This window comes from Chryseobacterium rhizoplanae (assembly GCF_900182655.1).
Taxonomy (GTDB): Bacteria; Bacteroidota; Bacteroidia; order Flavobacteriales; family Weeksellaceae; genus Chryseobacterium; species Chryseobacterium rhizoplanae.
The window spans coordinates 33,665-58,521 of sequence record NZ_FXTC01000007.1 but is presented as its reverse complement, the minus strand read 5'-3'; the positions used below and the strand labels follow the sequence as shown (position 1 = coordinate 58,521).

Genomic DNA, 24,857 nt, shown 5'->3' with positions numbered 1-24,857 from the left:
AAAATTATTTTTATTTAAGATGGCAAATTTACGAATTATCTTTGAATTTTGAAAGTCGCTGCAGGAGGAGGGGTCTTAAGTGCTGCACTGTCCCTCTGTAACTGCATTGCTTTCTTTTCATTGCTGATCTGATCTTTAATTTGCTGCTCGGTTTTACCCTGATCAGCCAATTTTTCAGCTTCTTTTTTCTGTCTTGCTGTTAAAGCTGCAATTTTAGCATCTGTTTCTTTTTTAACAACAGCAAAGTGCTCTTTTTCCTTTTCCAGTTTTTCTCTCAGATCTGTAGCTGTTTTAGAATATTCTGTATTAGGAAGTTCTTTTTCTACAAATCTTGTATAAGTTAATGCACTTTCAATACGCTCAGCTTTAAGATTATAAACAGATTTCATCGCCAGTTCATAACGTGACTTCAGGATATAATCATAAATTTTTGAACGAAGTTTTGTACCTGGGAAATCTTCCAAAACGTTTTCCAATGCTACATTGGCTGCTTTATAATCTCCCATTTTGAAGTATTGTCTTCCATTTTCATAGGCTTTAAACTCAAGCTTATAAGACAATTCATCAATCAGTTGGCTGATATTTTTAGATCTCTCAGAATTTGGATAATTGTTCAGGAAGTCCTGAAGTTCATTGATTGCCAATTCTGTACTGGACTGATCCAGGTTATAATCCATAGATCCTTCATAATAGCACAATGCAGACATGTAGGCTGCTTCTTCGGCTCTTGGATCTTTCGGAAAACTCACTGCAAAGTTTTTGAACTGGTGACCTGCCAATTTATAACTCTTGTCATAATAGTTAGCATAAGCAGTGTTGAAACCTACATTGGGAAAATCATCTGTTCCTGCCACAAGATTTGCAAGTCTGTCATAAAGAGCCAATGCATTTTTCCACTTTTTCTTAGCAAAGTTTTCATTAGCTGCTTTCAAGATAAATTCTTTATCAGCACTCCTCATTGCTCTTTCCTGCTGGCTTACACAAGATGAAATTACCGCTACAGCAAAAAGACCTAAAATATATTTTTTCATATAAAAAGTTCAACAGTTTTCGGATTATACAGCCGATTTACTAATTTGCAAAAATATAACTTTTTTGCCAATAGATTTTTTTTTATGAATATTTAACGTAATTTTAGTCTGCAGCGTATCCCAAAATTGCAAAAACACTTAATAAAAGATTCATTCTTACCTTTTTCTCCGCTTCTTTGCTATATGTTTCTTCATTTTTACTCGGAACATACAGCTCATAAAAATTTTTATTCCTGATAACAAATAAAGTGGATCCAATAATCATGGTAAGAATGTCTTCAGGCTTTGGCGTAAAAGTAAAAACACCGGAAGCCACCCCTTTTTTAATTACTTCATCCAGTTTTTTAACGAATAGCTGGTAGAAATCAAGTAACTCATCTTTCAGATTTTCTGTATGGCGAAGTTCCTGGGTAACGAACCCGTGAAAATAATTATACTTGAAGAGTTGAGAAACGATATATTTGATCATCTCCCGCATCTGCATTTCCGGCTTCCCATCTTTGATGGTATCTGCAAATTCTGAAAAGTTTTCTCTGGTCTTCAGCACCCTGTACTGGTAGAGATAAGACATCATTTTCTCTTTAGAACCGAAGTAATAAGAGATCATAGCGACGTTGATATTGGCTTTTGAACAGATATCTCTTACAGAAGTTCCCTCATACCCTTTCTTGGCTATGAGTTCTTCCGCAATATCCAGTATGTGAATCTGTTTTTCTGTAAATTTTTTTTTCATGAAGTGCACTTTGAGTAAAGTTAAGAAATTTTTAACACATTTATAAACGATCGTTTAATAATTTTAAATTAAATCTGAAAATACTTATTTTTGAAAATGGAATTTTTTGATTTTCACCATCATAAAAAATATATCAGAAACGGAATTTACAATCTGTCGAAAGGAATTCCGCCCGATTTCCCTTATTCCATCGGTATTCACCCCAACGATATTGATGTTAATACTATAGAACAACAGTTTTCATGGATGAAAAATACGATGTCTGAAAACTGTTTTGCTATTGGTGAATGTGGTTTGGATTCTTTGGTTTCTGTGGATCAGAAAATTCAGGAGGAAGTTTTTTTAAGACAGATAAAAATCGCAAATGAGGTAAAAAAGCCTCTGATTATTCATTGTGTAAGAAAGTTTTATGAGGTGATCTCTTTTAAAAAGAAGGCCGAACAGCCAATGATTATCCATGGTTTCAATAAAAAACGGCAAATTGCTGAAGATCTTCTGAGCAATAATTTTTACCTGAGTTTTGGAAAAGCTGTTTTGTATAATTTATCTTTGCAGGATATTATAAAAGACACTCCATTAGACAGAATCTTTTTAGAAACTGATAATGAAGATTTTAACATTGAAGAATTGTACATTAAAGTTTCGGAAATAAAAGCTATTTCCCTGGAACAAATGAATGAACAAATTTTAGAAAATTTACACTCAATAAAAAATGGATAAATACTGGCTGGAAAGAACTGAACTTTTGATAAAGGAAGAAGGATTGGATAGACTGATCAAAGCGAATGTGCTTGTGGTAGGTTTAGGCGGAGTAGGTTCTTTTGCCGCAGAATTTCTGGCGAGAGCCGGGGTAGGAAATATGACCATTGTGGATGGCGATACGGTAGATATTACAAATATCAACAGACAGCTGCCTGCTTTACACTCTACTGTAGGAAAACATAAGGTAGATGTTGTTGCTGAAAGGCTTCTTGACATCAATCCACAGCTTAATTTAACGAAAATCAATGAGTTTCTGAATCCGGAAAGAATGGAAGAAGTGCTGGATTCTGCCAAATTCGATTATGTGTTGGACTGTATCGACAGTGTTACTCCAAAACTTTCTTTAATTATCGCTGCAAAAAGAAGAAGGATCAAAATCGTAAGCTCAATGGGAGCCGGCGGAAAAACCGATCCAAGCAAAGTACTGGTAAGAGACATCAGTAAAACAGAACACTGCCACCTTGCAAGACAGGTAAGAAAAAGGCTGAAAAAAGTAAAAATTGACAAAGGTGTGCGTTGTGTTTTTGCCAATGACATCCAGGATGAAGACAGTTTGAAAATGACTGACGGAACTAATTATAAAAGATCTTTTTACGGAACCATAAGTTATATGCCTGCCATTTTCGGGTTGTACACCGCTTCAGAAGTAATTAATCATTTATTAAATCAGGATTAAATTCACACCCCGTAAATGACAAATTCCAAGTATCCCAGAGCGGAAAAGCTCAAAAAAAATACGGAAATCAGTTTGCTTTTTGAGAAAGGCAAATGGAGAACCAGCGGAAATCTGAGAATTATTATTCTGAAAGACAAAGCCACCCTTCCCGTAGAAGCACCCAGATTCGGGGTTTCTGTTTCAAAAAGATATTTTAAAAAAGCTGTCCATAGAAACCGTATCAAAAGATTACTGAGAGAATGCTACCGTCTGAATAAAGATTTATTTAAAGAAGCCTTTGGAGAAAAAACGATGGCTATGTTATTCTGGGTTTCTCCTGAGATGCCTCCTAAATTTCAGGATGTAGAGGCTCAGTTTATTAAACTTTGTGAAGCACAGAAAAAATAACTTTTCATTAGAATAAAAAGATCTGTGAGACGTTTTTATCCCACGGATCACACAGATTTACACTGTGTAGATACTCTATTTTATTCTACAATAAATCACAAATAGCGAAGCTCGAAATCCGCATCCCGTATCTCATATCCGGCACATGAAATTAACAACTCTTAATATCATATACTTTTTGTAATTTAGGGAAAACAATAAATCTGAAAATTAATATGTTAGATAATATTCCCTATTTTTCTTATATCATCAGCGCATTTATCGGGATTGGACTGGCAGCGGCTACGGGATTTCGGGTATTTCTCCCGATGTTTATCGTAAGTCTTTCTTCTTATTTCAACTGGATTCCCATGAATGAGCATTTTGAGTGGCTTGCGGGCCTTCCTACGTTGATTACAACAGGAATTGCCACCGTGGCTGAGATTCTGGCCTATTATATCCCCTTTATTGATCATTTGCTGGATACGATTTCTATTCCGATGGCGACAGTAGCAGGTTCCATATTATTTGCGAGTCAGTTTGCTGAGCTGGGAACATTTCCGCAATGGGCGCTCGCATTAATTGCAGGTGGAGGTACAGCAGCCACCATCAGCTCAGGATTTGCAGGAATACGGGCAGCTTCTACGGCTACAACCGGAGGATTGGGAAATTCTGTGGTAGGGACCACGGAAACAGCCGGAGCAGGTCTTATGTCTGTTCTTGCCATGGCTGCACCAGTCATTGCAGCAATTCTTGCAATAATTACCTTAATTCTTGTTATTGTTTTTGGACGGAGGGCATGGAAAAAATTACGGGGAAGTAAAAGCGATCCTCAGAATTTATAAATAAAAAAAGGTACTGTTTAAAGCAGTACCTTTTTCCTTTTAATTTTTACTTCTGAAGTCCTTAATATCCTGAATTTTAGATTCAAAATATTCTTTTTTCTCAGGACTCTTTTTGATTAATATTTCAAACGCTTTTATCGCTTTTGTGTATAGTTTCTGTTCAAAATAAAGATTCGCCAGTGTCTCTGTCATCAAATGTGAGATATCATCGTTCTTTTCTTTAACAACATAGGAGCTTTCTTCTTTTAACTGGCTGATTCTAGGATTATTTTCAATGAAGGCTTCAATAGCCTTTTCTTTTATTTCAGATTTTTCCTTTACGACTTCTTCAGTTCTGCCAATCTTAAGCCAGCTTTGCCAGGTATTGATAAAACCGGGAACATTGCTGTCTAATTGCGGCTGTGTTGTATTCTTCATAGTAACTTCCTGTATTTCTTCTACAGGTTCTTCTTTACTTTCCTTCTGCTTATCTTCAACCTTAAGGGTAGAAATATCGGTTCCAAAGAAAGAAACATTCATCACGGGAACTTCTTCTTTTTCAACAGCTTTATCAGTATTTTCTTCGGTTGTCTCAATTGGGGCAGAATGCTCTTCAGCTGCTTCTGAGGTTCTTTCTACAGTATCTTCCTGAACATTTTCTGTAATGCCCTCAATCGTTTCAGATGGAGCTTCAGCTTCAATGACAGGTTCCGGTTCTTCTGCAGGAATTATCTCTGCTACCGGGGCTTTTATTTCAGGAGCTGCCGCTTCTGTTGACTTACTGATTAATGAATCAGGCAAATTGGATTCCACACTCATAGGCTTCCATGCAGACTGAACTTCAGGAACTTCTTCCTTTTCTTCCGCTGCTTCAACCTTAATCTCCTCTTCCGAAGGCAATTGGCTTTCAACAACTTCTTCTTTTACAGGCTCTTCTTTGATTTCCGAAGGTCTGTCATCACTTGTTGACCAGAAATGGAAATTCTGGGTTTCAGCGAAGCTAATTTCATGATCTTCAGTTGCTTCAGGCTCTGTCTTTTCTTCCTGAGCAACAGGTTTAGCCTCCTTCATCTTTTTCTCCACTTCTTCAATCAGACGTCTCATTTCCTCTTCATGCTTATTTACATGGGACTGGGAAACTGCAGCTGTTTCAGAAATTTCTTCGTTGTTGCCCTGGATTTTAACATCCGGCATGAAGGATTCTGTTCCATGGAAGCTTACTTCCGCATCGGATACTTCTATTGGTGACTCTTCTTCATTATTCCCTTCTTCTTTTGCAACAGAAATCTGATCTTCATCGATAATGGTTTCCGGCGTAAAATTTTCTCCAGCATTCTCTTCTATTTCAGCTTGTATTACTTGTTGAGAAGCCTCTTCTTCAGAAATAATTTCAGTTTCATTAACTGTTGATTCTGTTTTTACAGGCTCTTCTACAACTTTTTCAACATTTTCTTCCGGTACTACAGGAGCTACTTCATGAAAACTGATATTTTCTTCTTCGTCAATCTTTTCTTCTTCTTTTTCTGAAGAAATCTGATCTTCGTGAATGATGGTTTCCGGCGTAAAGTTTTCTCCTGCCTTTTCCTCTGCTTCAGCTTGTTTTTCGTCTTGCTGAACAGGCTTTTCCACTACAGGTTCAGTCTTTTGAGTGACCAGAACTCCTGATTCCAGGGTAGACTCAATATCTATTGTTTCAGAATTTTGCTCATCAAGGAAGTTTTCTTCCCCTTCGAATAAAATTCTGTTTCGTTCACCATTTACATAAATGTGCTTAACCTCCTGTGTAATTGGTAAAAGGCATGCAGTATCATGCTCTTCTATTGGTTTTTCCACAGAAACGCCCTCTTCTCTTTTGATAGGAAAAGACTTTTTCGGGACTAACTGAGTTGGTTTTTCAATTGCTTTGGAAGGTTTTTTCTCTTCAACAATTTCCGGTTTGGGTTCCTGGTTGATCTTTCCGTTGATCAGCTGATACAAAATCTTCTTATCAGTTGTATAAGCTGCCGTGGTGGAAAGCTCTTTCTGATAGTTTTCCTTTTCGTACAGATGGACTCCATACAGATGAAGCGCCCTGATATTTTGAATATAAGGAAAAGTATGAATCTCTTCTTTCAAAAGACCAAGGTCTTCGAACTGAATATTTTTCGGATCTTTTATTAATTCTAAAACTCTCGGATTCATCTTACCAATTCGCTACAATGTCGTTAAATATCTTATTAATAATTCTATCTGTTACCAGTTTTACCTGCTGGTCTTCGATTTGACTTAGTGATACATCACTGTTGAAAGCGGCTTCATCGGAATAGGTTCTGTCGAAACTTGCATCCGGATGAATTTTGTTTTCATAATGTACCTTTACGGTAATCGTAAGTTTATTCTGTGCCTGCTGAATCACTCCACCAGAAGGGTTGGTCTGGGTATTGGAACTGATTGTGGTAGGAGTAATGGAATAGTCTGTAATCTCTCCTTCTATCAGGATATCAGGGTTTTCTTTGGTCCCTTTCAGCGTTGTTCTCTGAAGGAATCTGTTTTGTATTGCGGTAGAAAACTGTTGGGATAATGCAGGGTTTACAAGGGGTGCATTATTTGGAAATTCATTGATCTGCACCGTTTTTTCATCTGTAAGAGATGATCCCGTAAAGCTGTAGCATGAATTTAAAACTCCCAGCAATGCAAAAAGCATTGCGGTAAGCAGTGATTGTTTCAGGCTGATATTTTTAATGTTAAAATTCATTTTTAGATCCAATTTCAATAATTTCATCATACTCAATTTGTTGAATAGCATCTTCATAAGCAAAATAGTTTGCAGTATATAAAAACGGAAGGGTAAGAAAAATCCCTATCCCGCAAGCCACAATACCAATCTGAGCTAAGATGCTCACCACTAACGAGAAAAGGAAAATAGACAATAGATTTCCTTTGGTCATTATTTTTGAAATATTCCACGCTTCTTTTATTTCTGTGATTCCTTTAAGGCTGATTAATGGAATGATATAAAAGCCCTTCAATACAAAGTAGTATATCGCTGCAATCAATAAAAACACGTAAGGAAAAATAAAAAGAGCGACCATTGGATTGGGCTCATTCCCCTCTGACATTGCTCCTGATATCCCCAGCACAGCAAGTAAAGGAATATAAAGTAATAAAACACCTCCAAAAACAATTAACTGCAGCATAAAGTAAGGCATAAAGTCCTTAAAATCGAAGATATCTCCCGGACTTGCCGGCTGATTTCTGCTCAGCCTTTGAAGATATTTGTACAAATTACCCATCGCTAATAATCCGCAAAACGGAATAATCGACATGATAAAGCACACTAAAAATGCTACAAAAATATTTCCGAAATCTTTCTTTAAAAGTTCAAAACCTTTATTAATATATTCTCCGAGTTTAAAATTGATCGGCTTAGATGTTAAATTTACTTTCATTATTGTGCTAATCTTCCAGGTTATATTGTTTTATTTTTCTGTATAAAGTTCTTTGTGAGATTCCCAATTCATCTGCGGCTCTGTTCCTGCGTCCTTTATGCTTCTCCAACGCCTTGATAATCAAATCTTTTTCATTATTCTGAAGAGAAAGTGATTCCGGTCTGTTTTCTTCAATTTCGATATCTTCAATATCTTCATAACTGTCATCCGGAGTTGAGATAATCGTAGGATTCTGAACTACCGGTGCATCATTATGATTGTCAAAATAGACTAAAGACCCGGGATTTACCTGAGGTTGAGTCTCAGGGGTATAAATCCTGTTGATCAGGTTTTTCTCATGGTTACTCAGATCTGCTGTTCCCCTGTTCTTAATCAATTCCGAAGTTAAGGATTTTAAATCATTAATATCATTCCTCATATCGAACAGAATTTTATACATGATTTCCCTTTCACTTCCGAAATCGTTCTGCTTAGGAGTATTCTGACTGTTCACTACCATCGGAAGATGGGTTTCCATCGGAATATACTCAGCCAGTTTCTCAGCAGTGATATTTCTGTTCCTTTCCACAACGGTCATCTGCTCTACTAAGTTTCTTAATTGGCGGATGTTACCCGGGAAAGAATAATTTTCTATATAATGAACAGCGCTCTGCTCCAGCTCAAGCTCCGGCATTCTGTACTTTTCAGCAAAGTCTATTGCAAATTTTCTGAACAGCAAATGAATGTCACCTTTTCTTTCTCTCAAAGGCGGCATGTCGATCTGAACGGTATTCAGACGGTAATATAAATCCTCACGGAATCTTCCGTCATGGATGGCTTTCATCATATTAACGTTAGTCGCCGCTACAATTCTTACGTTGGTCTTCTGTACCTGTGAAGAACCTACTTTCATAAATTCACCACTTTCCAGCACTCTTAAAAGACGAACCTGGGTCTGCAGTGGAAGCTCTCCTACCTCATCCAAAAAGATGGTTCCACCGTCTGCTACTTCAAAGTACCCTTTTCTTGTAGCTGTAGCTCCTGTAAAAGCTCCTTTTTCGTGTCCGAACAGCTCAGAGTCTATGGTTCCTTCCGGAATTGCTCCACAGTTTACTACGATATAAGGCTGATGTTTTCTTTTGGATTCTGAATGGATAATTTTCGGAATAAATTCTTTTCCTACTCCACTTTCCCCTATTACCAGTACAGAAATATCTGTAGGGGCCACCTGAATAGATTTTTCCAGCGCCCGGTTGAGTGCCGGAAAGTTTCCGATAATTCCGAAACGGTTTTTTATGTTTTGTAACTCGTTGCTCATAAGTAAATTTTTGATTATTGATTTAATGTTAATCTTCTACAGCTCTTCAATCTCTTTCCTGTAGACTTTGTTAAAGTGATGAGTGTAGACATCTTTCATGGTCTTTCCCTCATCATTACGTTTGCAGGGCTAACATTTTTAAATCTAAATAATCTTTGTTTCTGATCTTAGAAACTTTACTTTTAAAGTATATATTCTCGGCAAAGTTGTATTCTTTGCTTTGTTTTTCAAAATTTTCCAGGGCTTTGTCATACCTTCCCAGCTCGAAGTAAGTGACTCCCAACTGATAATGATCAAACATTCCCTTCACATAACCTCTGGTAGCCAGAAGCCTTTCTATAATCCCAGCCGCTTTTTCTTTCTGTCCTAACGCGCTGTAGGACATAGCTCTTACTACATCCAGATTATAGTCCCCGTTTCGAGACCTTCCCAAGTCTCCGGGATAATATTTTTTTAATTGGTCTAAATCCTGAATAGCTCCTTTAAAGCCTCTCAGAAACTGAAACTTGGCCCAGCCTCTATAACCAAGGTGCATTTGAGGATCTAAAGCAACGGCTTTATCAATTAAAATTTTCCAGGTTTCAAAATCCCCGTTCTTAAGATATGGAACTGCTTTTTCCATATAAGCAAGGGAGAAATCAGGACACAGCCCAATAGCTTTATCAAAGCCTTCCTGAGATGCTGCGAAACCTTGTACATCTGAAGCCCAGTTGTATAACTCACACGCTTTTTTGCAGTTCTCACCCTCTACTGCATTACAGTTGACCTGTGCAATAGTATTGGTGTAAACGATAAGCAACAAAAAGCTAAGGTAATACCTCTGAAACTTTTCCATTTTCAATTTTATAGGTTAAATACTGATAATAATCTACTTTTAAACCTTTTATCTCTTTCGGCATCCAGCCATCGAGTGATTCTTCATCCAGTACAGTATCTTTCAGATTCTGGCTCATATGCTGTGATCTGAAGAGTCTAGTCTTTCTTTCACAATTTACTAAAAATCCGGCAAGATACCAGAGCAAAGGAAAGCATTGCAAAAAGATACACCGCCCTGATCAAAACTTACTGTTATTCCGCTGTTCTCCCTAAAAGTGTGCCTTGTGTGTTGTCATAGACAAAAACGTTCACAATGTCACCTATTTTCTGTCCTTCCAGCTGATCAAATACACATACGGCATTCTGAGAGTTTCTTCCTTTCCATTGGTTTTTGTTCTTCTTGGAAATTCCTTCAATCAGAATCTGGTGCATTCTTCCTACATAAGATTTCATTCTTTGTTTGGAAAGCTCACCCTGAAGGGCAATAACTTCAGCAAGACGTCTCTGTTTTACATCAGCCGGAATATTGTCTTCCATTTTCTTGTGAGCCGGAGTTCCCGGTCTTTCTGAGTAAGCAAACATATAACCGTAGTCATATTCCACTTCTCTCATCAGGCTTAAGGTATCCTGGTGGTCTTCTTCTGATTCATTACAGAATCCAACGATCATATCCTGAGAAAAGGCTACTTCAGGAACAATTTCTTTTGCTTTTCTGATCAGATCAAGATATTCTTCACGGGTATGCTGTCTGTTCATCGCTTCAAGCATATTATTGCTTCCGCTTTGTACAGGAAGGTGCACGTATTTACAGATATTATCGTGTTTTGCCATCATTTTAAATACATCCAGGCTCATATCCTGCGGATTTGAAGTGGAGAATCTGATTCTTAATTCCGGAACGGCTTTAGCTACCAAATCAAGCAATTGAGCAAAATTTACAGCAGTTGCCTTCTGCATTTCAGAAGCTTTGGCGAAATCTTTTTTAGGGCCTCCTCCATACCAAAGGTAAGAGTCTACGTTCTGTCCTAAAAGGGTAATTTCTTTATATCCGTTGTTGGCAAGATCTTTACATTCATCTATGATAGAGTGAGGATCACGGCTTCTTTCTCTTCCTCTGGTAAAAGGAACTACACAGAATGTACACATGTTATCACAACCTCTGGTAATGGTAACAAAAGCGGTAACACCGTTTCCGCCTAAACGAACGGGATTGATATCTGCATAGGTTTCTTCTTTGGAAAGGATCACGTTAATTGCATCTCTTCCATCGTCAGTTTCTTTTAAAAGATTAGGTAGATCTCTATAGGCATCAGGACCTACAACAAGGTCAACCAGTTGTTCTTCTTCTAAGAATTTGGTTTTTAATCTTTCCGCCATACAACCCAAAACCCCCACCGTCATATTCGGTTTTTCTTTTTTCAGGTTTTTGAATTGTGAAAGACGCATTCTCACGGTCTGTTCTGCTTTTTCTCGGATGGAACATGTATTTAAGAGAATCAGGTCAGCTTCCTCTACTTTCATTGTTGTATTATAACCCTGTTCATTGAGAATGGATGCAACAATTTCAGAGTCAGAGAAGTTCATCTGACAACCATAGCTTTCTAAAAACAGTTTTTTAGAGTTCTCCGGTCTTTCAGCAATAGCAAAAGCTTCGCCCTGTTTCGTTTCGTCTATATATTTTTCCTGCACGATAATCAATTTAAGGTTCGCAATTTTAAATTACGAACAAATAAGTTTGCAAAGATACAAAATATTGTGACAGAATGTCAGCGCTATTATTGTAACAAAATTATAAAGTTACACGCATCACGTAACTGGATGTTATCGGAACGCCGCGGAAAGATTCCGGTTGCCATTTTTCGGTAATTTGCCCTACAGCTTTCATTACCTTGTTTTTAATATCATCCTGTAAATCATCAGGTTGTATTATAATATCTTGTAAAACACCTTCCTGATTAACTTTAAATCGTATTTCAGCTGTTACTCCATCAGCATTTCTGATGTTCTGGTTTTTCAGATTAATGAGCAGACGGTTTCTGAATTCTCCCATTCCTCCTGGAAATTCAGCAGATTTTTTTAAGCCCTGCGTGGTATAATTTTCTTTAAAGTTGTCAAAATAATCGATCGGATAAAATATGATGGAAACATATTTCTGTACATCCGCACCTTTTTTCCATTTTTTCAGTTTATTTATTTCATCGAGAGCCTTTACAAATACGGTGGTAGGGCAATTATCAGAAAGTGTTTTATTAATGATTTTAGCATGTCCCTTTTCGATTTCAAGTTCAGCCAGAAACATTTCAGACCTTCTGTTATTGCAATGCTCTGAATGACTTTCAATCAGAACTGTATTCAAATCTTTATAAAACTGGACAGCACCTCCTTTATAAGGGTTCATATCTCCCTGAAGAAGATCAAATGTCTGCGCTTTATACAGAGATACGAAAGCCAGAAAAAACATAAAAAAAGTCTTTTTCATTATTGTGTTTAAATTATTTAATCGATATCTGCTGACATTGAAGAGAAGTTCATTTTAACTTTAATCTGTGAAGCTACAGGCTGTCCGCCGCAAGACGCCGGTGTCCAGTTTTTCTTTATTCTTCTTACGACATACTGCATGTCATCAAAAAAAACTTCGCTGTTCTGTACTTTAGGCATTCCTTTCACATCTACAACTTTTCCTTTGGCATCAAGTACTAAAGTAAATGTAAAGTCTCCTGTCAGCGCATAGAAATCCGAATTCAGATAAGCATACATATACTTGTTCAAGATGTCTTTGTAAGCCGCAACCCCACCTTCATAAGCTGCCGGTTTAAAATCATTACATTTCACAGCAACCTGCATAAAAGGTTCTTTAATATCTATTTTTAAAAGGGTTTTATTATTATCTCTTATGAAGGAATCATCTCGTTCTTCCTGATCTTGTGCAAATGAAAAATTCACTGCACACAAAGCCAAAAATAAAAGTACTGTTCTCATAATTTTGTTTAATAATAAGCAAAGGTAAATATTTAGCCCATTTATAAAAAAGAAAAACTTCACGCAAAGCATGAAGTTTTATATATAGATTCTGAATTTCAGAGAACTTTCCGATTATTTATTTCTTCCTACAGCAGGCCTTTGATGTGTTTATAATTGCTTTTTACGGTTTCAAAAACCTCATCCATTTTACCGCCAAGCATCAGTTGAGCCATAGATTTGGTCATTCCCATGATCTGATCAAATTCAATTTTAGGAGGAAGAGCCAGTGCATTGGGGTTAGTAAAGATATTCAGAAGATAAGGTCCGTTGTGATCTAAGCATTCTTTGATCGCGCTTTCCACTTCTTCGGGAAGGTGTACATTCTTACCTGGATATCCCATTGCGTGTGCTACCATTGCAAAGTCGGGATTGATCATATCTGTTTCATTATCGGGCATTCCGCCGACTTCCATTTCAAGCTTTACCATTCCCAGCGTTCGGTTGTTGAAAACAATCAGTTTTATCGGTAATTTATACTGAAAAATAGTCGCCATATCTCCCAATAACATAGATAATCCTCCATCTCCACACATGGCAATAACCTCTTTTTCAGGATGGGCTAAAGCAGCTCCGATTGCCATTGGCATTGCATTGGCCATTGATCCATGATTAAATGAACCAAGCATTTTCCTTTCTCCTGTTCCTGTAATAAACCGGGCTCCCCAAACACAGCACATTCCGGTATCAACAGTAAAAATAGCATCCCTTTTGGCAAGCTTATCTAAAGTATGGGCCACATATTCCGGTTGGATGGCATTTTCTTTTCCAAAATCTTTTACATACTCCAACTGACTTTCTTTTACTTTATCATAAAACGCAAGCTGCTCATTCAGAAAGTGCACATCTGTTTTTTCTTCTAATAAAGGGAGCAATGCTTTTATCGTTTCTTTGATGTCTCCTGCAAGGCCTAATTCCAGCTTTGCTCTTCTTCCCAATCTTTCCGGACTTTCATCGATCTGTACAATTTTATTTTTTACCGGCATAAATTTCTGGTACGGAAAATCGGTTCCTAAAAGAAGAACCAGATCTGCTTCGTGCATTGCGTGATACGCTGAAGGAAATCCCAGCAGCCCGGTCAGCCCCACTTCATTAGGATTATTAGGCTGAATGGCCATTTTTCCCCGGAATGAATATCCTACAGGTGCTTTTAAAAGTTTAGACAACTCTATAACTTCTGCACTTGCTTCACCCGCTCCTACTCCGCAGTATAATGTTACTTTTTTGCTTCCATTGACTAATGTTGCCAGTTTCTTCAATTCATCATCAGAGGGTCTTATAACAGGATTGGTTTTAAAAATTTGGGTAGAAGTAGATCCTTCTTCTGCATCCAGTTCGGAAACATCTCCCGGAAGACCTATCACCGCAACTCCTTTTTTCGAAATTGCATGTTGAATGGCCGTCTGAACGGTTCTCTGCACCTGTTCTGGACGTGTAATCATTTGGTTATAATAGCTACAGTCATCAAACAGTTTTATTGTATTGGTTTCCTGAAAGTAATCCATTCCCATTTCATCACTGGGAATCGTGGAGGCAATCACCAGCATAGGAACATGGGATCTGTGCGCTTCATATACTCCATTGATAAGGTGAACGTGTCCCGGGCCGCAACTTCCTGCACACACTGCCAAGCCATCTAATTCTGCCTCTGCAGCAGCTGCATAAGCTCCCACTTCCTCGTGTCTTACATGGATCCATTGGATGCTGCTTTTTTTGACGGCAATATTCAGATGGTTGAGACTGTCACCGGTTACTGCATAAATTCTTTTCACATTGGCATTTTCGAGCATTTCAACAATCTGCTCTGCAATATTTTTTGCCATAATTATTTGTTTTGGTAGTTATTTTTTGATGAAAATAGTATTTGACAGAAAGAAAAACCTTCCTATGTCTATCAAATTTAGCTAATAAAATTGGAACTTTCACCCGGCTTCAATGTTAAAAATTTGTAATTTAACTTTGAGTTTTTTACTATTTAAGCCCATAAGTTTTAGAAATTCATGAGGCCTAGTACATCAATAATAACCAAACGTATTAATCTCAAAACAAAAACAGCCACCTAAAAAGGCGGCTGCTCATATATTATCGTCTGAGTTTACATCACAACTTCGATCTGATTTCTCAGTAAGTCTTCAAATTCATCTCTTTTACGGATAAGGTGGGCTTTCCCATCCAGGAATAACACTTCTGCAGGTTTTAATCTTGAGTTGAAGTTTGAACTCATTTCAAAACCATAAGCTCCTGCATTATGGAAGGCAAGAATATCTCCTTCTCTTACTTCATTCAGTTTTCTATCCCATGCGAAAGTATCTGTTTCACAGATATTTCCTACTACAGTATAAATTCTTTCTGCTCCTTTTGGATTGGATAAGTTTTCAATCATGTGGTAAGAATCGTAGAACATTGGACGGATAAGGTGGTTGAATCCGGAATTCACTCCCACAAAAACAGTAGCCGTTGTCTGCTTGATCACATTAGCTTTTACCAATAAATATCCGCTTTTACCAACTAAAAATTTCCCTGGTTCAAACCATAGCTCGAATTTTTTTCCTGTAGATTTTGAAAATTCAGAAATTACTTTTTCTACTTTTTTTCCTAATGTTCTTACATCAGTTTCTTCCTCACTATCCTGATAAGGGATTTTGAAACCACTTCCCATATCCAGATATTTCAGGTTCGGGAAATGCTCAGAAAGCTCTAACATGATTTCCAAAGCCTGCAGAAATACATCCGGATCTTTGATCTCACTTCCTGTGTGCATATGAAGTCCTTCCACATTCAGGTTTGTACTTTTCATCACTCTTTCGATGTGACGAACCTGGTGAATGGAAATCCCGAATTTACTATCAATATGCCCTGTTGAAATTTTATAGTTCCCTCCGGCAAAAATATGCGGGTTGATTCTTACTAAAATGGGATAGGTATTTCCATACTTGTTCCCGAATTGCTCAAGAATAGAAATGTTATCAATGTTTATATGAACACCAAAAGTCATTGCTTCCTCTATTTCAGCCAAGTCAACACAATTTGGAGTAAACAATATTTTCTCTTTTGAAAATCCTGCTTTTAATCCAAGTTTAACTTCATTAATAGATACACAATCCAAAGAAGCACCCAGGTTCTTGACATACTTAAGGATATTGATATTCGTCAATGCCTTCGCTGCATAGAAGAACTTTGTATGTTTTAAAAAAGAAGACGTAAGTTTTTCGTATTGAACTTTGATGGACTCCGCATCATAAACATACACCGGTGTGCCAAACTCATTGGCAATCTTTAGTAATTCTTTTGAATTCATAATTTCATTTTAACATAAAAAAAGGCAGATCCTTCGAAAAAAGAGTCTGCCACATTGATTATTTTTTATGCAAGACAACTCTTTTAAATATTCCAAACCTTAGAGAACTTTACAGCTCCCTTTTTTCCAGTTTTTATTTGTTTAAAATTTTGCATTGCTACTATTTATTTTTTGCAAAAATACTACTTATTTTTTATTTTATGAAAATTGATTTGAAATGCAGCTTCTTTCCGATAAAATGGGTAAAGCTTAAATTTCTCTGTTATTTTGGCAACGGCAGCGTCTCGAAGTCGCCTCGAAGCAGTGCCAGCTGCAATTCATTATTCAAATCCGCAGAAGATAACGGAAGATCAATTTTTAATTTAGCCAGCTTACTGAGAGTCTGAATCTGCGTAAACAGCTCATAAAAACCAAATGAAATCACTTTTCCGTTTTCGATGATTAAAAATAATTTTTCACCCAATTTTCTTCCCGGCCCCAGCCACAGTTCATTTCTTTTTCTGAATTCAATTTTCTGCTTCAACGCTGTATAATCATTAAACTCCTCCTGCAAACCAATAAACTGAACCGCTTTTGTTCCCTGGGTAAATGACCTGAATTTTAAGCCCGGTTTTTCTGTTTTATTGAGTGTGTTTTTTTCAACAACATATTTATTATTCCTGAAATAAAGCCCGAAAGGCAATACTTCTTTCTTTTTAATATTCTTGGAATTCAAAATCAGCTTTGCAATAATATCTGTTCCTGTAAGTTCAAAATTAATCTGCTCAACCTCTTTTTGAATATTCTCCCATTTCTTCGATTTGGAATTAAAAACCTTTTTGGAAAACTTGTTGATATCCTGAACATAATCCGAGAAAATAATACGGCCTGCTTCATCCTGAAAATACACAAAGCCTTTATCATTAGGAAGATCCTGAGTAAGTTCTTTGATCTTATTGATATAGGTTTTTGCATTAGATTCATCGTGCTGCTTCTGAATGATTTCGTTTTCAGTATCTTTTGAAATCAGGAGTTTAAAAAGCTCCAGCGTAGCTCTTGCATCTCCTTCAGCCCTGTGGTGATTGGTCAAGGGAATTCCCAGAGATTTCACCAACTTTCCCAACGAATAACTTACCTCATCAGGAATCAGTTTCTTCGCTAAAGGAATAGTATCTAAAGTATTGATTTTGAAGTCATACCCAAGCCTTTTGAAAGACTGGCGAAGCATTCTGTAATCAAAATCGATATTGTGCCCTACCAAGGTTGTATTCTGAGTAATTTCAATGACTCTTTTGGCAATTTCGTGAAATTTCGGAGCTGTCTTGACCATTTTTGGGGTAATACTGGTCAGTTTCTGTACAAAAGGAGTAATATCACTTTCAGGGTTTACAAGGGATATAAACTGGTCCGTAATTTTCTGACCATCATATCTGTAGATGGCAATATCTATAATGCATTCATTTCTATAACCTGCACCATTACTTTCTATATCTATAATTGAATACATTCTAATGTGTGTTAACTGCTTTTTTATAATTCATATTTAAAACCTCTGATTTATTCCCCAATAAATCAGGCTCTATTTCTCACCATTAAGTAAAGATAACCTGCTAAAATAACAAAAAATATGTCAAAACCCAGCAGATCATCCTTTATTATCCCTCAACCTATCTTCTTCTGCCTCCTAAACCGAACATCCCGAGAATCGCTTTTGCTCCTTCTCTCATTAATGTATTGGTAAAAGTACGGCCGGCTTTACTCTGTAATACCTGTTCAAACATTCCCGGTTCTTCTTTCACAGGTCTTGTTTTTTGTGCAGGAGTGGGATTTTGTGCTGCCTGTTCCATTCTGTTGGTCAGCATTTCGTAAGCTGATTCTCTGTCAATAGCCTGCTCGTATTTTGCAACCATTGCTGATTTACCTGTCAGATCAGAGATTTCCGCTTCACTCAGAACATCCATTCTTGATTCCGGAGAGATCAGATAGGTATGCACTAATGGGGTAGGTATTCCTTTTTCATCCAGAGCGGTAACAAATGCTTCCCCAATTCCTAAATTCTGGATCAGGCTGGAAGCATTGTAGTATTCTGTGGTAGGATAGTTTTCAACAGCCTTGGAAATTTCTTTTTTATCTTTGGCTGTAAAACCTCTCAATGCATGCTGGATTTTTAATCCTAATTGAGAAAGCACATTTTCAGGAACATCTCCCGGAATCTGGGTAATGAAATAGATCCCAACTCCTTTGGAACGAATCAGCTTTACCATCGTTTCAATCTGTGAAAGAAGCGCTTTGGAAGCTTCGTCAAAAATCAGGTGTGCCTCATCTATAAATAATACCAGCTTTGGTTTACCGCTGTCTCCTTCTTCCGGAAACGTCATATAAATTTCAGCAAAAAGTGAAAGCATAAACGTTGAGAAAAGCTGTGGCTTATTCTGAATATCAGATACTCTTAAAATATTAACAACTCCTTTTCCGTCTCTTGTTTCCAATAAATCCTGAACATCAAAGCTTAATTCACCAAAGAAACCTGCTGCTCCCTGTTGTTCTAAAGCAACTATAGATCTTAAAATTGTTCCTAAAGATGCTGGCGCAATGGATCCGTAATTTGCTGCAAGCTCAGCTTTTCCCTGTGCATTATCTGTCACATACTGCAGTACTTTCTTCAAATCATTAAGGTCAATCAAGGGAAGACCTTTATCATCACAGTATTTGAAGACAATAGACATAATGCTTTGCTGAGTATCATTAAGTTCAAGGATTTTACTTAGTAAAACAGGTCCGAATTCTGTAACGGTAGCCCTCAATTTTACTCCTTCACCCCCGGAAATACTCATCAGTTCTACCGGAAAACCCTGTGGATTATAAGGAAGCTGTGTTTTAGCATATCTTTCTTCAATGATAGGATTCATCTGGCCTGCTTCTGCAATCCCGGAGAAGTCTCCTTTAATATCAAGAACCAAAGATGGAATTCCCGCATGGGAAAGCTGTTCTGCAAACACCTGCAATGTCTTTGTTTTACCGGTACCCGTGGCTCCGGCAATCAGGCCATGACGGTTAATTGTTTTCAGGGGAATGGTTACATTCACTTCTGTAACTACTTCTCCATCCAGCATTCCTTTTCCTAATATAATATGTTCTCCTTTTGGAGTGTATCTTGCGTTGAGTTCCTCAATAAATTGTGCTTTGTCTGCCATCTGATCGCTTTTTTTAACTTATAAATATAAAATTTTTGCAGAATATGTAAAGATATTTTCCAATGAACTTATCTTTATTTCTTCGAAAAATAAAATTTGCATCTGCATAAACAAATTTCAAACCATATGTATTTATCTGTGAACAATAGATGATTTCCCAGAAGACATGATAAAAAACAGCATTTGCAAATTCACAAGCTGTAAGGCATTCTTTTTGCTGAAAAACACATCAGATTAAACATTCGTTTAACAAAGTATTGAAAGAAACTATCAATGGGATTTAACATTTCATTTAGAATTTATCTAATACTTTGTATCTTTAACTCATTAAAAAAAGACCCAATGAAAATTGAACAAATATATACGGGCTGTCTGGCTCAGGGTGCCTATTATATTGTATCAGAGAATGAAGCTGTCATTATAGATCCACTAAGAGAAGTAAAACCTTATCTTGATCGTCTGGAAAAAGACAATGTCACTTTAAAATATATTTTTGAAACTCACTTCCACGCTGATTTTGTATCCGGACATTTGGATCTAAGCAAAAAAACAGGTGCTCCTATTGTATACGGACCTACTGCTGCTCCTGAATTTGAAGCAATTATTGCTGAAGACAACCAGATTTTTGAAATCGGAAAAGTAAAAATAAAAGTAATGCATACGCCGGGACACACGATGGAAAGCAGCACTTATCTTTTAATAGATGAAAACGGTATTGAAAAGGCAATTTTCACGGGTGATACCCTGTTTTTAGGAGATGTCGGAAGACCGGATCTTGCACAGAAGGCAACTAATCTTACCCAGGAAGACCTTGCAGGGATTCTGTACGATAGCCTTCAAAACAAAATCATGCCATTGGATGACAGCATCACTGTTTATCCTGCTCATGGTGCGGGTTCTGCCTGTGGAAAGAACATGCAGAAAGAAACGGTTGATATTTTAGGAAACCAAAAGAAGACCAATTATGCGCTTAATCAACCAGACAAAGCATCTTTCATCAGAGAAGTTCTTGACGGTTTAACAGCCCCACCGAAATATTTCGGAATGAATGTAGCATTAAACAAAGGCGGATATGAAAGTCTGGACGTTGTAATGAACAAAGGATTACACCCTGTAGCACCGGAAGATTTTGAAGCATTGGCTGAAGAAACCGGAGCATTAATTTTAGATACAAGAGGAGCAGCGGACTTCCATAAAGGATTTGTTCCCAACTCTATCAACATAGGATTGAAAGGTGATTTTGCCCCTTGGGTAGGAAACCTTATCGTAGATGTAAAGCATCCTTTATTACTGGTAACAGATGAAGGAACTGAAGAAGAGGTAATTACAAGACTAAGCAGAGTTGGTTTTGATAATGTGGTAGGTTATCTGAAGGGAAGTTTTGAAGCCTGGAAAAATGCAGGTAAAGAAACCGATGAGATCAAAAGAATCACTCCAGCTGAATTTGCTGAACAGTTTACAGAAGATGCAAAAGTAATTGACGTAAGAAAACTGACTGAATATTCTGCTGAACATATTGATAATGCGTACAACAAGCCATTAGATGCAATCAGTGATTGGGCGCGCACAATTGATGATTCAGAACACTTTTTCCTTCACTGTGCAGGCGGATATAGAAGCATGATCGCAGCAAGCATTCTTAACTCACACGGAATCAGAAACTTTACTGAAATAGAAGGAGGTTTCAACGGTATAAAAAAGACTGAAAAATTCCCGACTACAGATTTTGTATGCCAATCCAAAACATCGTAAGATATGAAAATTAAGTTTTTGGGACTTTTCTTAAAAACAAACTAATAAAACCAAAACTATGTCACAAAAATTTCAGGAAATCATTGATTCCGAAAGACCGGTACTGATCGATTTTTTCGCAACATGGTGCCAACCCTGTAAAGTACAGTCTTCGGTATTAAATACTGTAAAAGAAAATATCGGCGAAGGAGCCAGAATTATAAAGGTAGATGTAGATCAATATCCTGCATTAGCAGCTCAATATGGAGTGCGTGGAGTTCCTACTCTGGCTATTTTCAAAAAGGGAGAAATGCTATGGAAAGAAAGTGGAGTGCATGATGTGAATACATTAACCCATCTTCTCCAACAATATCTTTAGATAAAGAGCAAAATAAAGGCTGAAGTTCAAATGAATTTCAGCCTTTATTTTTATTTACAATTGAATTGAGAAACGATCCCGGTCATTCAAAAACTGGAAATGTGTTCTGAAATCTTTCAATTCATCCATATTTAATTCTGCGGATACAAGATTCCCTTGTTTTTGAGAAATTTCTTTTCCGTCACCAAAGAAGCAATGAGAACTTTCCTGATAAAAAAGGTCATTCCCATCGGTTCCTATTCTATTTAAGCCAAAAACAAAAGACAAATTCTCAATTGCCCGGGCTTTTAACAAATGTTCCCAAGCTCCTACTCTTTTCTCCGGCCAGTTGGCTAGATATAAAATAGCATCATAATCATCATTATTTCGTGCAAAAACAGGAAAACGCAGGTCATAGCATACCTGAAGAAGGAATCTTATTCCCTGATATTCAACAATTACTCTTTCCTTTCCGGGTGTATACACTTTATCTTCCCCAGAAAAGGAAAATAAATGCCTTTTATCATAAAAAGAGGGTTCACCATCCGGCTTTACGAAATACATTCTGTTGTAAAAATTTCCGTTATGTTCTACGGGAGCACTTCCACAGAAGGCGGCATTTTTATCTTTTGAAAGCTTTTTCAAAAATTCCAGTGATTCATTATTTCTGTCTGACGCTTCAGAAGCGTCCATACAGAAACCTGTTGAAAACATTTCGGGAAGAAGAAACAGATCCGCTTCCACATTTTGAAGTTCTTTTTCTATGAGTTTAAAATTCTCAGCTTTATTTTTCCAGATGATATCTAAATTAAGCCCTACAACTTTCATCTTTTATTCTTTTTAAATTATTACAAATCTGATGTATAAAAATACAGCTTTTATGATTACAAAAGGAGAATTAAACCGTTGAAAAAATAGTTTAGTCCACAAAAACGGAGTTATATTTCTTAATAATTTATTAAAGTCTCGTCTTTTTACAATACTGCCATTCTTTCGGTTTCATTTTTGATAGAGATATTTTTTATTACTATCCTTAAAAATTTAAAATTTATGAAGAAATTGTTTTTTATGGTGACGATCTTCTTTTTCGGGGCTATGGCTAATGCTCAGGCCTGGACAGGAAAGGGAGATCAGAAAATACAACTGGGGCTGAGTGCCTGGGGATATGGGACCGGAGTAACGGGAACCTATGACTATGGGCTCAACAAACTTATTTCAGTAGGAGCCGGGATCAATGGCTATTTTGACAATTACAAAAACAACGATAAGGATAATCGTGTTTTTGTTTTCGGAAGACTGAATTTCCACTTACAGGAAGCACTGAACCTTCCTTCAAAATGGGATATCTATCCTGGTGTAGACCTTGGCGTTCTGGGAAGAGACTTCGGTGTTGGCGCTCACATTGGAGCCCGTTATTTCTTCACAGAGAAAATAGGGGTATTTGCAGAAGTAGGTAATAATGGCAGTCTGGGTGTTTCTTTCAATTTATAATCAAATCGTCTTTAAATATGACAAAGCTTCTCGTTTCGGGGAGCTTTTTTATTTGGCATAGTTTTGATAATTGTTACCTTTGCAAATTAAAATCTAAAATTTATTAATGGAAATAGCAATCAAACTTTTTCAGTTCATTCTGAGCATCTCTATACTTGTGCTTCTTCATGAGCTTGGGCATTTTTTACCCGCAATATGGTTTAAGACCAGAGCAGAGAAGTTTTTCCTGTTCTTTGATCCTTACTTCTCCATATTCTCCATGAAGAAAATCAACGGAAAATGGCAGTATAAGTTTTTATCAAAGAACCTGCCGGATTCTGAAGTAATAGAGGTAAACGGAAAGAAGGAAGAAGTTCCTATCGATATATCAAAACTTCCGGATAACGACTGGAGAAAACACCCTGAACAAACCAAATACGGAATTGGATGGCTTCCTTTCGGAGGATATGTGAAAATTGCCGGAATGGTGGATGAAAGTATGGATACTGCCCAGATGAAAAAACCGGCAGAACCATGGGAATTCAGATCAAAACCGGCCTGGCAGAGACTTATCATTATGCTGGGAGGAGTTACGGTTAACTTTTTCCTTGCATGGTTGATTTACGGATGTCTGTCTTACTTTAATGGAGAAACCTCTTTTGACACAACAAGAGTAGAAGCGCCTATGCATTATACAAAGATTGCGAAAGCAATGGGCTTTGAGGATGGTGATAAGATATTAAAAGTAGATGGCAAAGTTCAAAACAGCTTAGATAAACTTTCTCTGGATATTTTACTGAGCGACCAGATCACTGTTTTAAGGCAGGGTAAAGAAGTAACTTTCGAAACGAATGATGACGGAAAGGCAATGGCATTTAAGGATGACAACCCAAGAGCATTTCTTACACCAAGATATTCTCCTATAATAGATACTATTACGAACCCAAAAACAGCTGCAGCTGGATTAAAAATAGGTGACCAGATTGTTTCTGTAAACGGACAGAAAATTAGCTTTTATGACGAGCTACAAGCCCTTGTAGGGAAAAATGCAGGAAAGACAATGAATGTAGAGGTACTAAGATCAGGAGCTGTACAACCCCTGAATCTCGAAGTTTCTAAAGAAGGAACACTAGGCATCGGGTCTTATAAGCAATTGGAAAAATATGCCAATACTCAACATTTTACTTTTGCACAGTCAATTGGCAGAGGATATACAAGAAGTATTGAGAGTTTAACCTATCAAATCAAACAGTTTAAACTGATTTTCAATAAAAAGGTTCAAGGTTATAAAAAAGTGGGAGGTCCTATCGCTATCATTAAAAATATGCCGGTAGAGAAATCTAAAGACGGGTCTGTTTCTATCAACTGGACTATGTTTTGGAGCTTTACAGCAATGTTCTCCGTATGGTTGGCGTTCTTAAATCTTATTCCCATTCCCGGACTTGATGGTGGACACGTTATATTTACGTTATACGAAATGATTGTAGGAAAACCGGTTCCTCAGAAAGTGCTGGAAAACGCTCAGATGATTGGAGTTATCTTCCTGTTAGGATTGATGTTACTGATCTTCGGAAGCGACATCTTCAAGGTATTTACAGGAAAATTATAATTTTTTAAAATTTTTTCTTAAAAATATTTGTAGGGTATAAATATTCGTCCTATATTTGCACCACTTAAAACAAAGGACATTCCTCCTTAGCTCAGTTGGTTAGAGCATCTGACTGTTAATCAGAGGGTCGCTGGTTCGAGCCCAGCAGGAGGAGCAAAAAGACTTACAGAAATGTAAGTCTTTTTTTATGCTTACATCTGAACAATTCTACATATCCAGCCTTGAAAAGACAGATATCGGTAACTTACATTAACTTTTATGAAGTAT

24 protein-coding genes and 1 tRNA gene are annotated in these 24,857 nt (G+C 37.1%); 9 read left to right on the top strand and 16 right to left on the bottom strand.

Features of this window, described 5'->3' with window-relative positions; genetic code table 11:
- Window positions 1-35 precede the first annotated feature (35 nt).
- Window positions 36-1,031, bottom strand: coding sequence for an outer membrane protein assembly factor BamD (locus FN817_RS15830; RefSeq protein WP_047424577.1), 996 nt, complete (start codon window positions 1,029-1,031; stop codon window positions 36-38).
- Between the two features lie 103 nt (window positions 1,032-1,134).
- Complete coding sequence (locus FN817_RS15825) at window positions 1,135-1,764, bottom strand: TetR/AcrR family transcriptional regulator (RefSeq protein ID WP_142718793.1); 630 nt, start codon at window positions 1,762-1,764, stop codon at window positions 1,135-1,137.
- Between the two features lie 96 nt (window positions 1,765-1,860).
- Between FN817_RS15825 and FN817_RS15820 the strand changes: the two genes are divergently transcribed.
- From FN817_RS15820 to FN817_RS15805, 4 genes are all read left to right on the top strand, one after another.
- Window positions 1,861-2,484, top strand: a complete 624-nt coding sequence (locus tag FN817_RS15820) for a TatD family hydrolase (RefSeq protein ID WP_142718792.1) — start codon at window positions 1,861-1,863, stop codon at window positions 2,482-2,484.
- Window positions 2,477-3,202: a tRNA threonylcarbamoyladenosine dehydratase gene (locus FN817_RS15815; RefSeq protein WP_047424574.1), complete on the top strand. Its 726-nt coding sequence runs from the start codon at window positions 2,477-2,479 to the stop codon at window positions 3,200-3,202. Before FN817_RS15820 ends, FN817_RS15815 begins: the two co-directional genes overlap by 8 nt.
- A 15-nt stretch (window positions 3,203-3,217) precedes the next feature.
- Window positions 3,218-3,589, top strand: coding sequence for a ribonuclease P protein component (gene rnpA, locus FN817_RS15810; protein WP_142718791.1), 372 nt, complete (start codon window positions 3,218-3,220; stop codon window positions 3,587-3,589).
- A gap of 215 nt (window positions 3,590-3,804) precedes the next feature.
- A complete protein-coding gene (locus FN817_RS15805) occupies window positions 3,805-4,413 on the top strand; it encodes a DUF4126 domain-containing protein (protein ID WP_142718790.1) in 609 nt (202 codons plus the stop codon).
- A 39-nt stretch (window positions 4,414-4,452) separates the two neighbouring features.
- Here the strand turns inward: FN817_RS15805 and FN817_RS15800 are convergent, their stop codons facing one another.
- The 13 genes from FN817_RS15800 to FN817_RS15745 all read right to left on the bottom strand — a co-directional run bounded on the left by FN817_RS15800 (window position 4,453) and on the right by FN817_RS15745 (window position 19,422).
- The gene (locus FN817_RS15800; protein WP_142718789.1) at window positions 4,453-6,573 is read right to left on the bottom strand and encodes a hypothetical protein; all 2,121 of its coding nucleotides are present in this window, start codon (window positions 6,571-6,573) and stop codon (window positions 4,453-4,455) included.
- 1 nt (window position 6,574) lies between these two features.
- Window positions 6,575-7,126, bottom strand: coding sequence for an LptE family protein (locus FN817_RS15795; protein WP_052186504.1), 552 nt, complete (start codon window positions 7,124-7,126; stop codon window positions 6,575-6,577).
- Window positions 7,116-7,820 (bottom strand): hypothetical protein, encoded by a 705-nt coding sequence (locus tag FN817_RS15790; RefSeq protein WP_142718788.1) that lies wholly within the window; start codon window positions 7,818-7,820, stop codon window positions 7,116-7,118. Before FN817_RS15790 ends, FN817_RS15795 begins: the two co-directional genes overlap by 11 nt.
- A 7-nt stretch (window positions 7,821-7,827) precedes the next feature.
- Complete coding sequence (locus FN817_RS15785; RefSeq protein WP_142718787.1) at window positions 7,828-9,117, bottom strand: sigma-54 interaction domain-containing protein; 1,290 nt, start codon at window positions 9,115-9,117, stop codon at window positions 7,828-7,830.
- A gap of 115 nt (window positions 9,118-9,232) precedes the next feature.
- Window positions 9,233-9,952: a tetratricopeptide repeat protein gene (locus FN817_RS15780; RefSeq protein WP_142718786.1), complete on the bottom strand. Its 720-nt coding sequence runs from the start codon at window positions 9,950-9,952 to the stop codon at window positions 9,233-9,235.
- A complete protein-coding gene (locus tag FN817_RS23220; RefSeq protein ID WP_167498884.1) occupies window positions 9,924-10,070 on the bottom strand; it encodes a hypothetical protein in 147 nt (48 codons plus the stop codon). Before FN817_RS23220 ends, FN817_RS15780 begins: the two co-directional genes overlap by 29 nt.
- A 115-nt stretch (window positions 10,071-10,185) precedes the next feature.
- Window positions 10,186-11,622, bottom strand: a complete 1,437-nt coding sequence (miaB, locus tag FN817_RS15775; RefSeq protein ID WP_047424859.1) for a tRNA (N6-isopentenyl adenosine(37)-C2)-methylthiotransferase MiaB — start codon at window positions 11,620-11,622, stop codon at window positions 10,186-10,188.
- A 100-nt stretch (window positions 11,623-11,722) separates the two neighbouring features.
- Entirely contained in the window at window positions 11,723-12,412 is a 690-nt protein-coding gene (locus tag FN817_RS15770; RefSeq protein ID WP_142718785.1) for a hypothetical protein, read from the bottom strand.
- Window positions 12,413-12,429: 17 nt separating this feature from the next.
- Window positions 12,430-12,912, bottom strand: coding sequence for a hypothetical protein (locus FN817_RS15765; protein WP_228451581.1), 483 nt, complete (start codon window positions 12,910-12,912; stop codon window positions 12,430-12,432).
- Window positions 12,913-13,040: 128 nt separating this feature from the next.
- A complete protein-coding gene (locus tag FN817_RS15760) occupies window positions 13,041-14,774 on the bottom strand; it encodes a thiamine pyrophosphate-dependent enzyme (RefSeq protein WP_142718784.1) in 1,734 nt (577 codons plus the stop codon).
- Between the two features lie 272 nt (window positions 14,775-15,046).
- Window positions 15,047-16,249 carry a diaminopimelate decarboxylase gene (lysA, locus tag FN817_RS15755; RefSeq protein WP_174774481.1) on the bottom strand — a complete coding sequence of 401 codons (1,203 nt, stop codon included), beginning with the start codon at window positions 16,247-16,249 and terminating at the stop codon, window positions 15,047-15,049.
- A 262-nt stretch (window positions 16,250-16,511) separates the two neighbouring features.
- The gene (locus FN817_RS15750) at window positions 16,512-17,735 is read right to left on the bottom strand and encodes a 3'-5' exonuclease (protein ID WP_142718783.1); all 1,224 of its coding nucleotides are present in this window, start codon (window positions 17,733-17,735) and stop codon (window positions 16,512-16,514) included.
- A 160-nt stretch (window positions 17,736-17,895) separates the two neighbouring features.
- Window positions 17,896-19,422, bottom strand: coding sequence for a helicase HerA-like domain-containing protein (locus FN817_RS15745; protein WP_142718782.1), 1,527 nt, complete (start codon window positions 19,420-19,422; stop codon window positions 17,896-17,898).
- Window positions 19,423-19,764: 342 nt separating this feature from the next.
- Here FN817_RS15745 and FN817_RS15740 point away from each other — a divergent pair, with 342 nt between their 5' ends.
- Both FN817_RS15740 and FN817_RS15735 read left to right on the top strand, forming a co-directional pair.
- Entirely contained in the window at window positions 19,765-21,174 is a 1,410-nt protein-coding gene (locus FN817_RS15740) for an MBL fold metallo-hydrolase (RefSeq protein ID WP_142718781.1), read from the top strand.
- Between the two features lie 58 nt (window positions 21,175-21,232).
- Window positions 21,233-21,532 carry a thioredoxin family protein gene (locus FN817_RS15735; RefSeq protein WP_142718780.1) on the top strand — a complete coding sequence of 100 codons (300 nt, stop codon included), beginning with the start codon at window positions 21,233-21,235 and terminating at the stop codon, window positions 21,530-21,532.
- Between the two features lie 54 nt (window positions 21,533-21,586).
- Here the strand turns inward: FN817_RS15735 and FN817_RS15730 are convergent, their stop codons facing one another.
- Window positions 21,587-22,339: a nitrilase-related carbon-nitrogen hydrolase gene (locus tag FN817_RS15730; RefSeq protein WP_142718779.1), complete on the bottom strand. Its 753-nt coding sequence runs from the start codon at window positions 22,337-22,339 to the stop codon at window positions 21,587-21,589.
- A 222-nt stretch (window positions 22,340-22,561) separates the two neighbouring features.
- Between FN817_RS15730 and FN817_RS15725 the strand changes: the two genes are divergently transcribed.
- The 3 genes from FN817_RS15725 to FN817_RS15715 all read left to right on the top strand — a co-directional run bounded on the left by FN817_RS15725 (window position 22,562) and on the right by FN817_RS15715 (window position 24,744).
- Window positions 22,562-23,002 (top strand): DUF6646 family protein, encoded by a 441-nt coding sequence (locus tag FN817_RS15725; RefSeq protein WP_047381880.1) that lies wholly within the window; start codon window positions 22,562-22,564, stop codon window positions 23,000-23,002.
- Between the two features lie 106 nt (window positions 23,003-23,108).
- On the top strand, window positions 23,109-24,590 hold the full coding sequence (rseP, locus tag FN817_RS15720) for an RIP metalloprotease RseP (RefSeq protein WP_142718778.1): 1,482 nt from the start codon (window positions 23,109-23,111) through the stop codon (window positions 24,588-24,590).
- 80 nt (window positions 24,591-24,670) lie between these two features.
- Window positions 24,671-24,744: transfer RNA gene (locus FN817_RS15715), tRNA-Asn, on the top strand.
- Window positions 24,745-24,857 lie beyond the last annotated feature (113 nt).

What these genes read in the sequence shown, in the direction of transcription:
- FN817_RS15830 (WP_047424577.1), bottom strand. Translation starts at nt 1,031, where the DNA reads ATGAAAAAATATATTTTAGGTCTTTTTGCTGTAGCGGTAATTTCATCT.
- FN817_RS15825 (WP_142718793.1), bottom strand. Translation starts at nt 1,764, where the DNA reads ATGAAAAAAAAATTTACAGAAAAACAGATTCACATACTGGATATTGCG.
- FN817_RS15820 (WP_142718792.1), top strand. Translation starts at nt 1,861, where the DNA reads ATGGAATTTTTTGATTTTCACCATCATAAAAAATATATCAGAAACGGA.
- FN817_RS15815 (WP_047424574.1), top strand. Translation starts at nt 2,477, where the DNA reads ATGGATAAATACTGGCTGGAAAGAACTGAACTTTTGATAAAGGAAGAA.
- rnpA (WP_142718791.1), top strand. Translation starts at nt 3,218, where the DNA reads ATGACAAATTCCAAGTATCCCAGAGCGGAAAAGCTCAAAAAAAATACG.
- FN817_RS15805 (WP_142718790.1), top strand. Translation starts at nt 3,805, where the DNA reads ATGTTAGATAATATTCCCTATTTTTCTTATATCATCAGCGCATTTATC.
- FN817_RS15800 (WP_142718789.1), bottom strand. Translation starts at nt 6,573, where the DNA reads ATGAATCCGAGAGTTTTAGAATTAATAAAAGATCCGAAAAATATTCAG.
- FN817_RS15795 (WP_052186504.1), bottom strand. Translation starts at nt 7,126, where the DNA reads ATGAATTTTAACATTAAAAATATCAGCCTGAAACAATCACTGCTTACC.
- FN817_RS15790 (WP_142718788.1), bottom strand. Translation starts at nt 7,820, where the DNA reads ATGAAAGTAAATTTAACATCTAAGCCGATCAATTTTAAACTCGGAGAA.
- FN817_RS15785 (WP_142718787.1), bottom strand. Translation starts at nt 9,117, where the DNA reads ATGAGCAACGAGTTACAAAACATAAAAAACCGTTTCGGAATTATCGGA.
- FN817_RS15780 (WP_142718786.1), bottom strand. Translation starts at nt 9,952, where the DNA reads ATGGAAAAGTTTCAGAGGTATTACCTTAGCTTTTTGTTGCTTATCGTT.
- FN817_RS23220 (WP_167498884.1), bottom strand. Translation starts at nt 10,070, where the DNA reads ATGAGCCAGAATCTGAAAGATACTGTACTGGATGAAGAATCACTCGAT.
- FN817_RS15770 (WP_142718785.1), bottom strand. Translation starts at nt 12,412, where the DNA reads ATGAAAAAGACTTTTTTTATGTTTTTTCTGGCTTTCGTATCTCTGTAT.
- FN817_RS15765 (WP_228451581.1), bottom strand. Translation starts at nt 12,912, where the DNA reads ATGAGAACAGTACTTTTATTTTTGGCTTTGTGTGCAGTGAATTTTTCA.
- FN817_RS15760 (WP_142718784.1), bottom strand. Translation starts at nt 14,774, where the DNA reads ATGGCAAAAAATATTGCAGAGCAGATTGTTGAAATGCTCGAAAATGCC.
- lysA (WP_174774481.1), bottom strand. Translation starts at nt 16,249, where the DNA reads ATGAATTCAAAAGAATTACTAAAGATTGCCAATGAGTTTGGCACACCG.
- FN817_RS15750 (WP_142718783.1), bottom strand. Translation starts at nt 17,735, where the DNA reads ATGTATTCAATTATAGATATAGAAAGTAATGGTGCAGGTTATAGAAAT.
- FN817_RS15745 (WP_142718782.1), bottom strand. Translation starts at nt 19,422, where the DNA reads ATGGCAGACAAAGCACAATTTATTGAGGAACTCAACGCAAGATACACT.
- FN817_RS15740 (WP_142718781.1), top strand. Translation starts at nt 19,765, where the DNA reads ATGAAAATTGAACAAATATATACGGGCTGTCTGGCTCAGGGTGCCTAT.
- FN817_RS15735 (WP_142718780.1), top strand. Translation starts at nt 21,233, where the DNA reads ATGTCACAAAAATTTCAGGAAATCATTGATTCCGAAAGACCGGTACTG.
- FN817_RS15730 (WP_142718779.1), bottom strand. Translation starts at nt 22,339, where the DNA reads ATGAAAGTTGTAGGGCTTAATTTAGATATCATCTGGAAAAATAAAGCT.
- FN817_RS15725 (WP_047381880.1), top strand. Translation starts at nt 22,562, where the DNA reads ATGAAGAAATTGTTTTTTATGGTGACGATCTTCTTTTTCGGGGCTATG.
- rseP (WP_142718778.1), top strand. Translation starts at nt 23,109, where the DNA reads ATGGAAATAGCAATCAAACTTTTTCAGTTCATTCTGAGCATCTCTATA.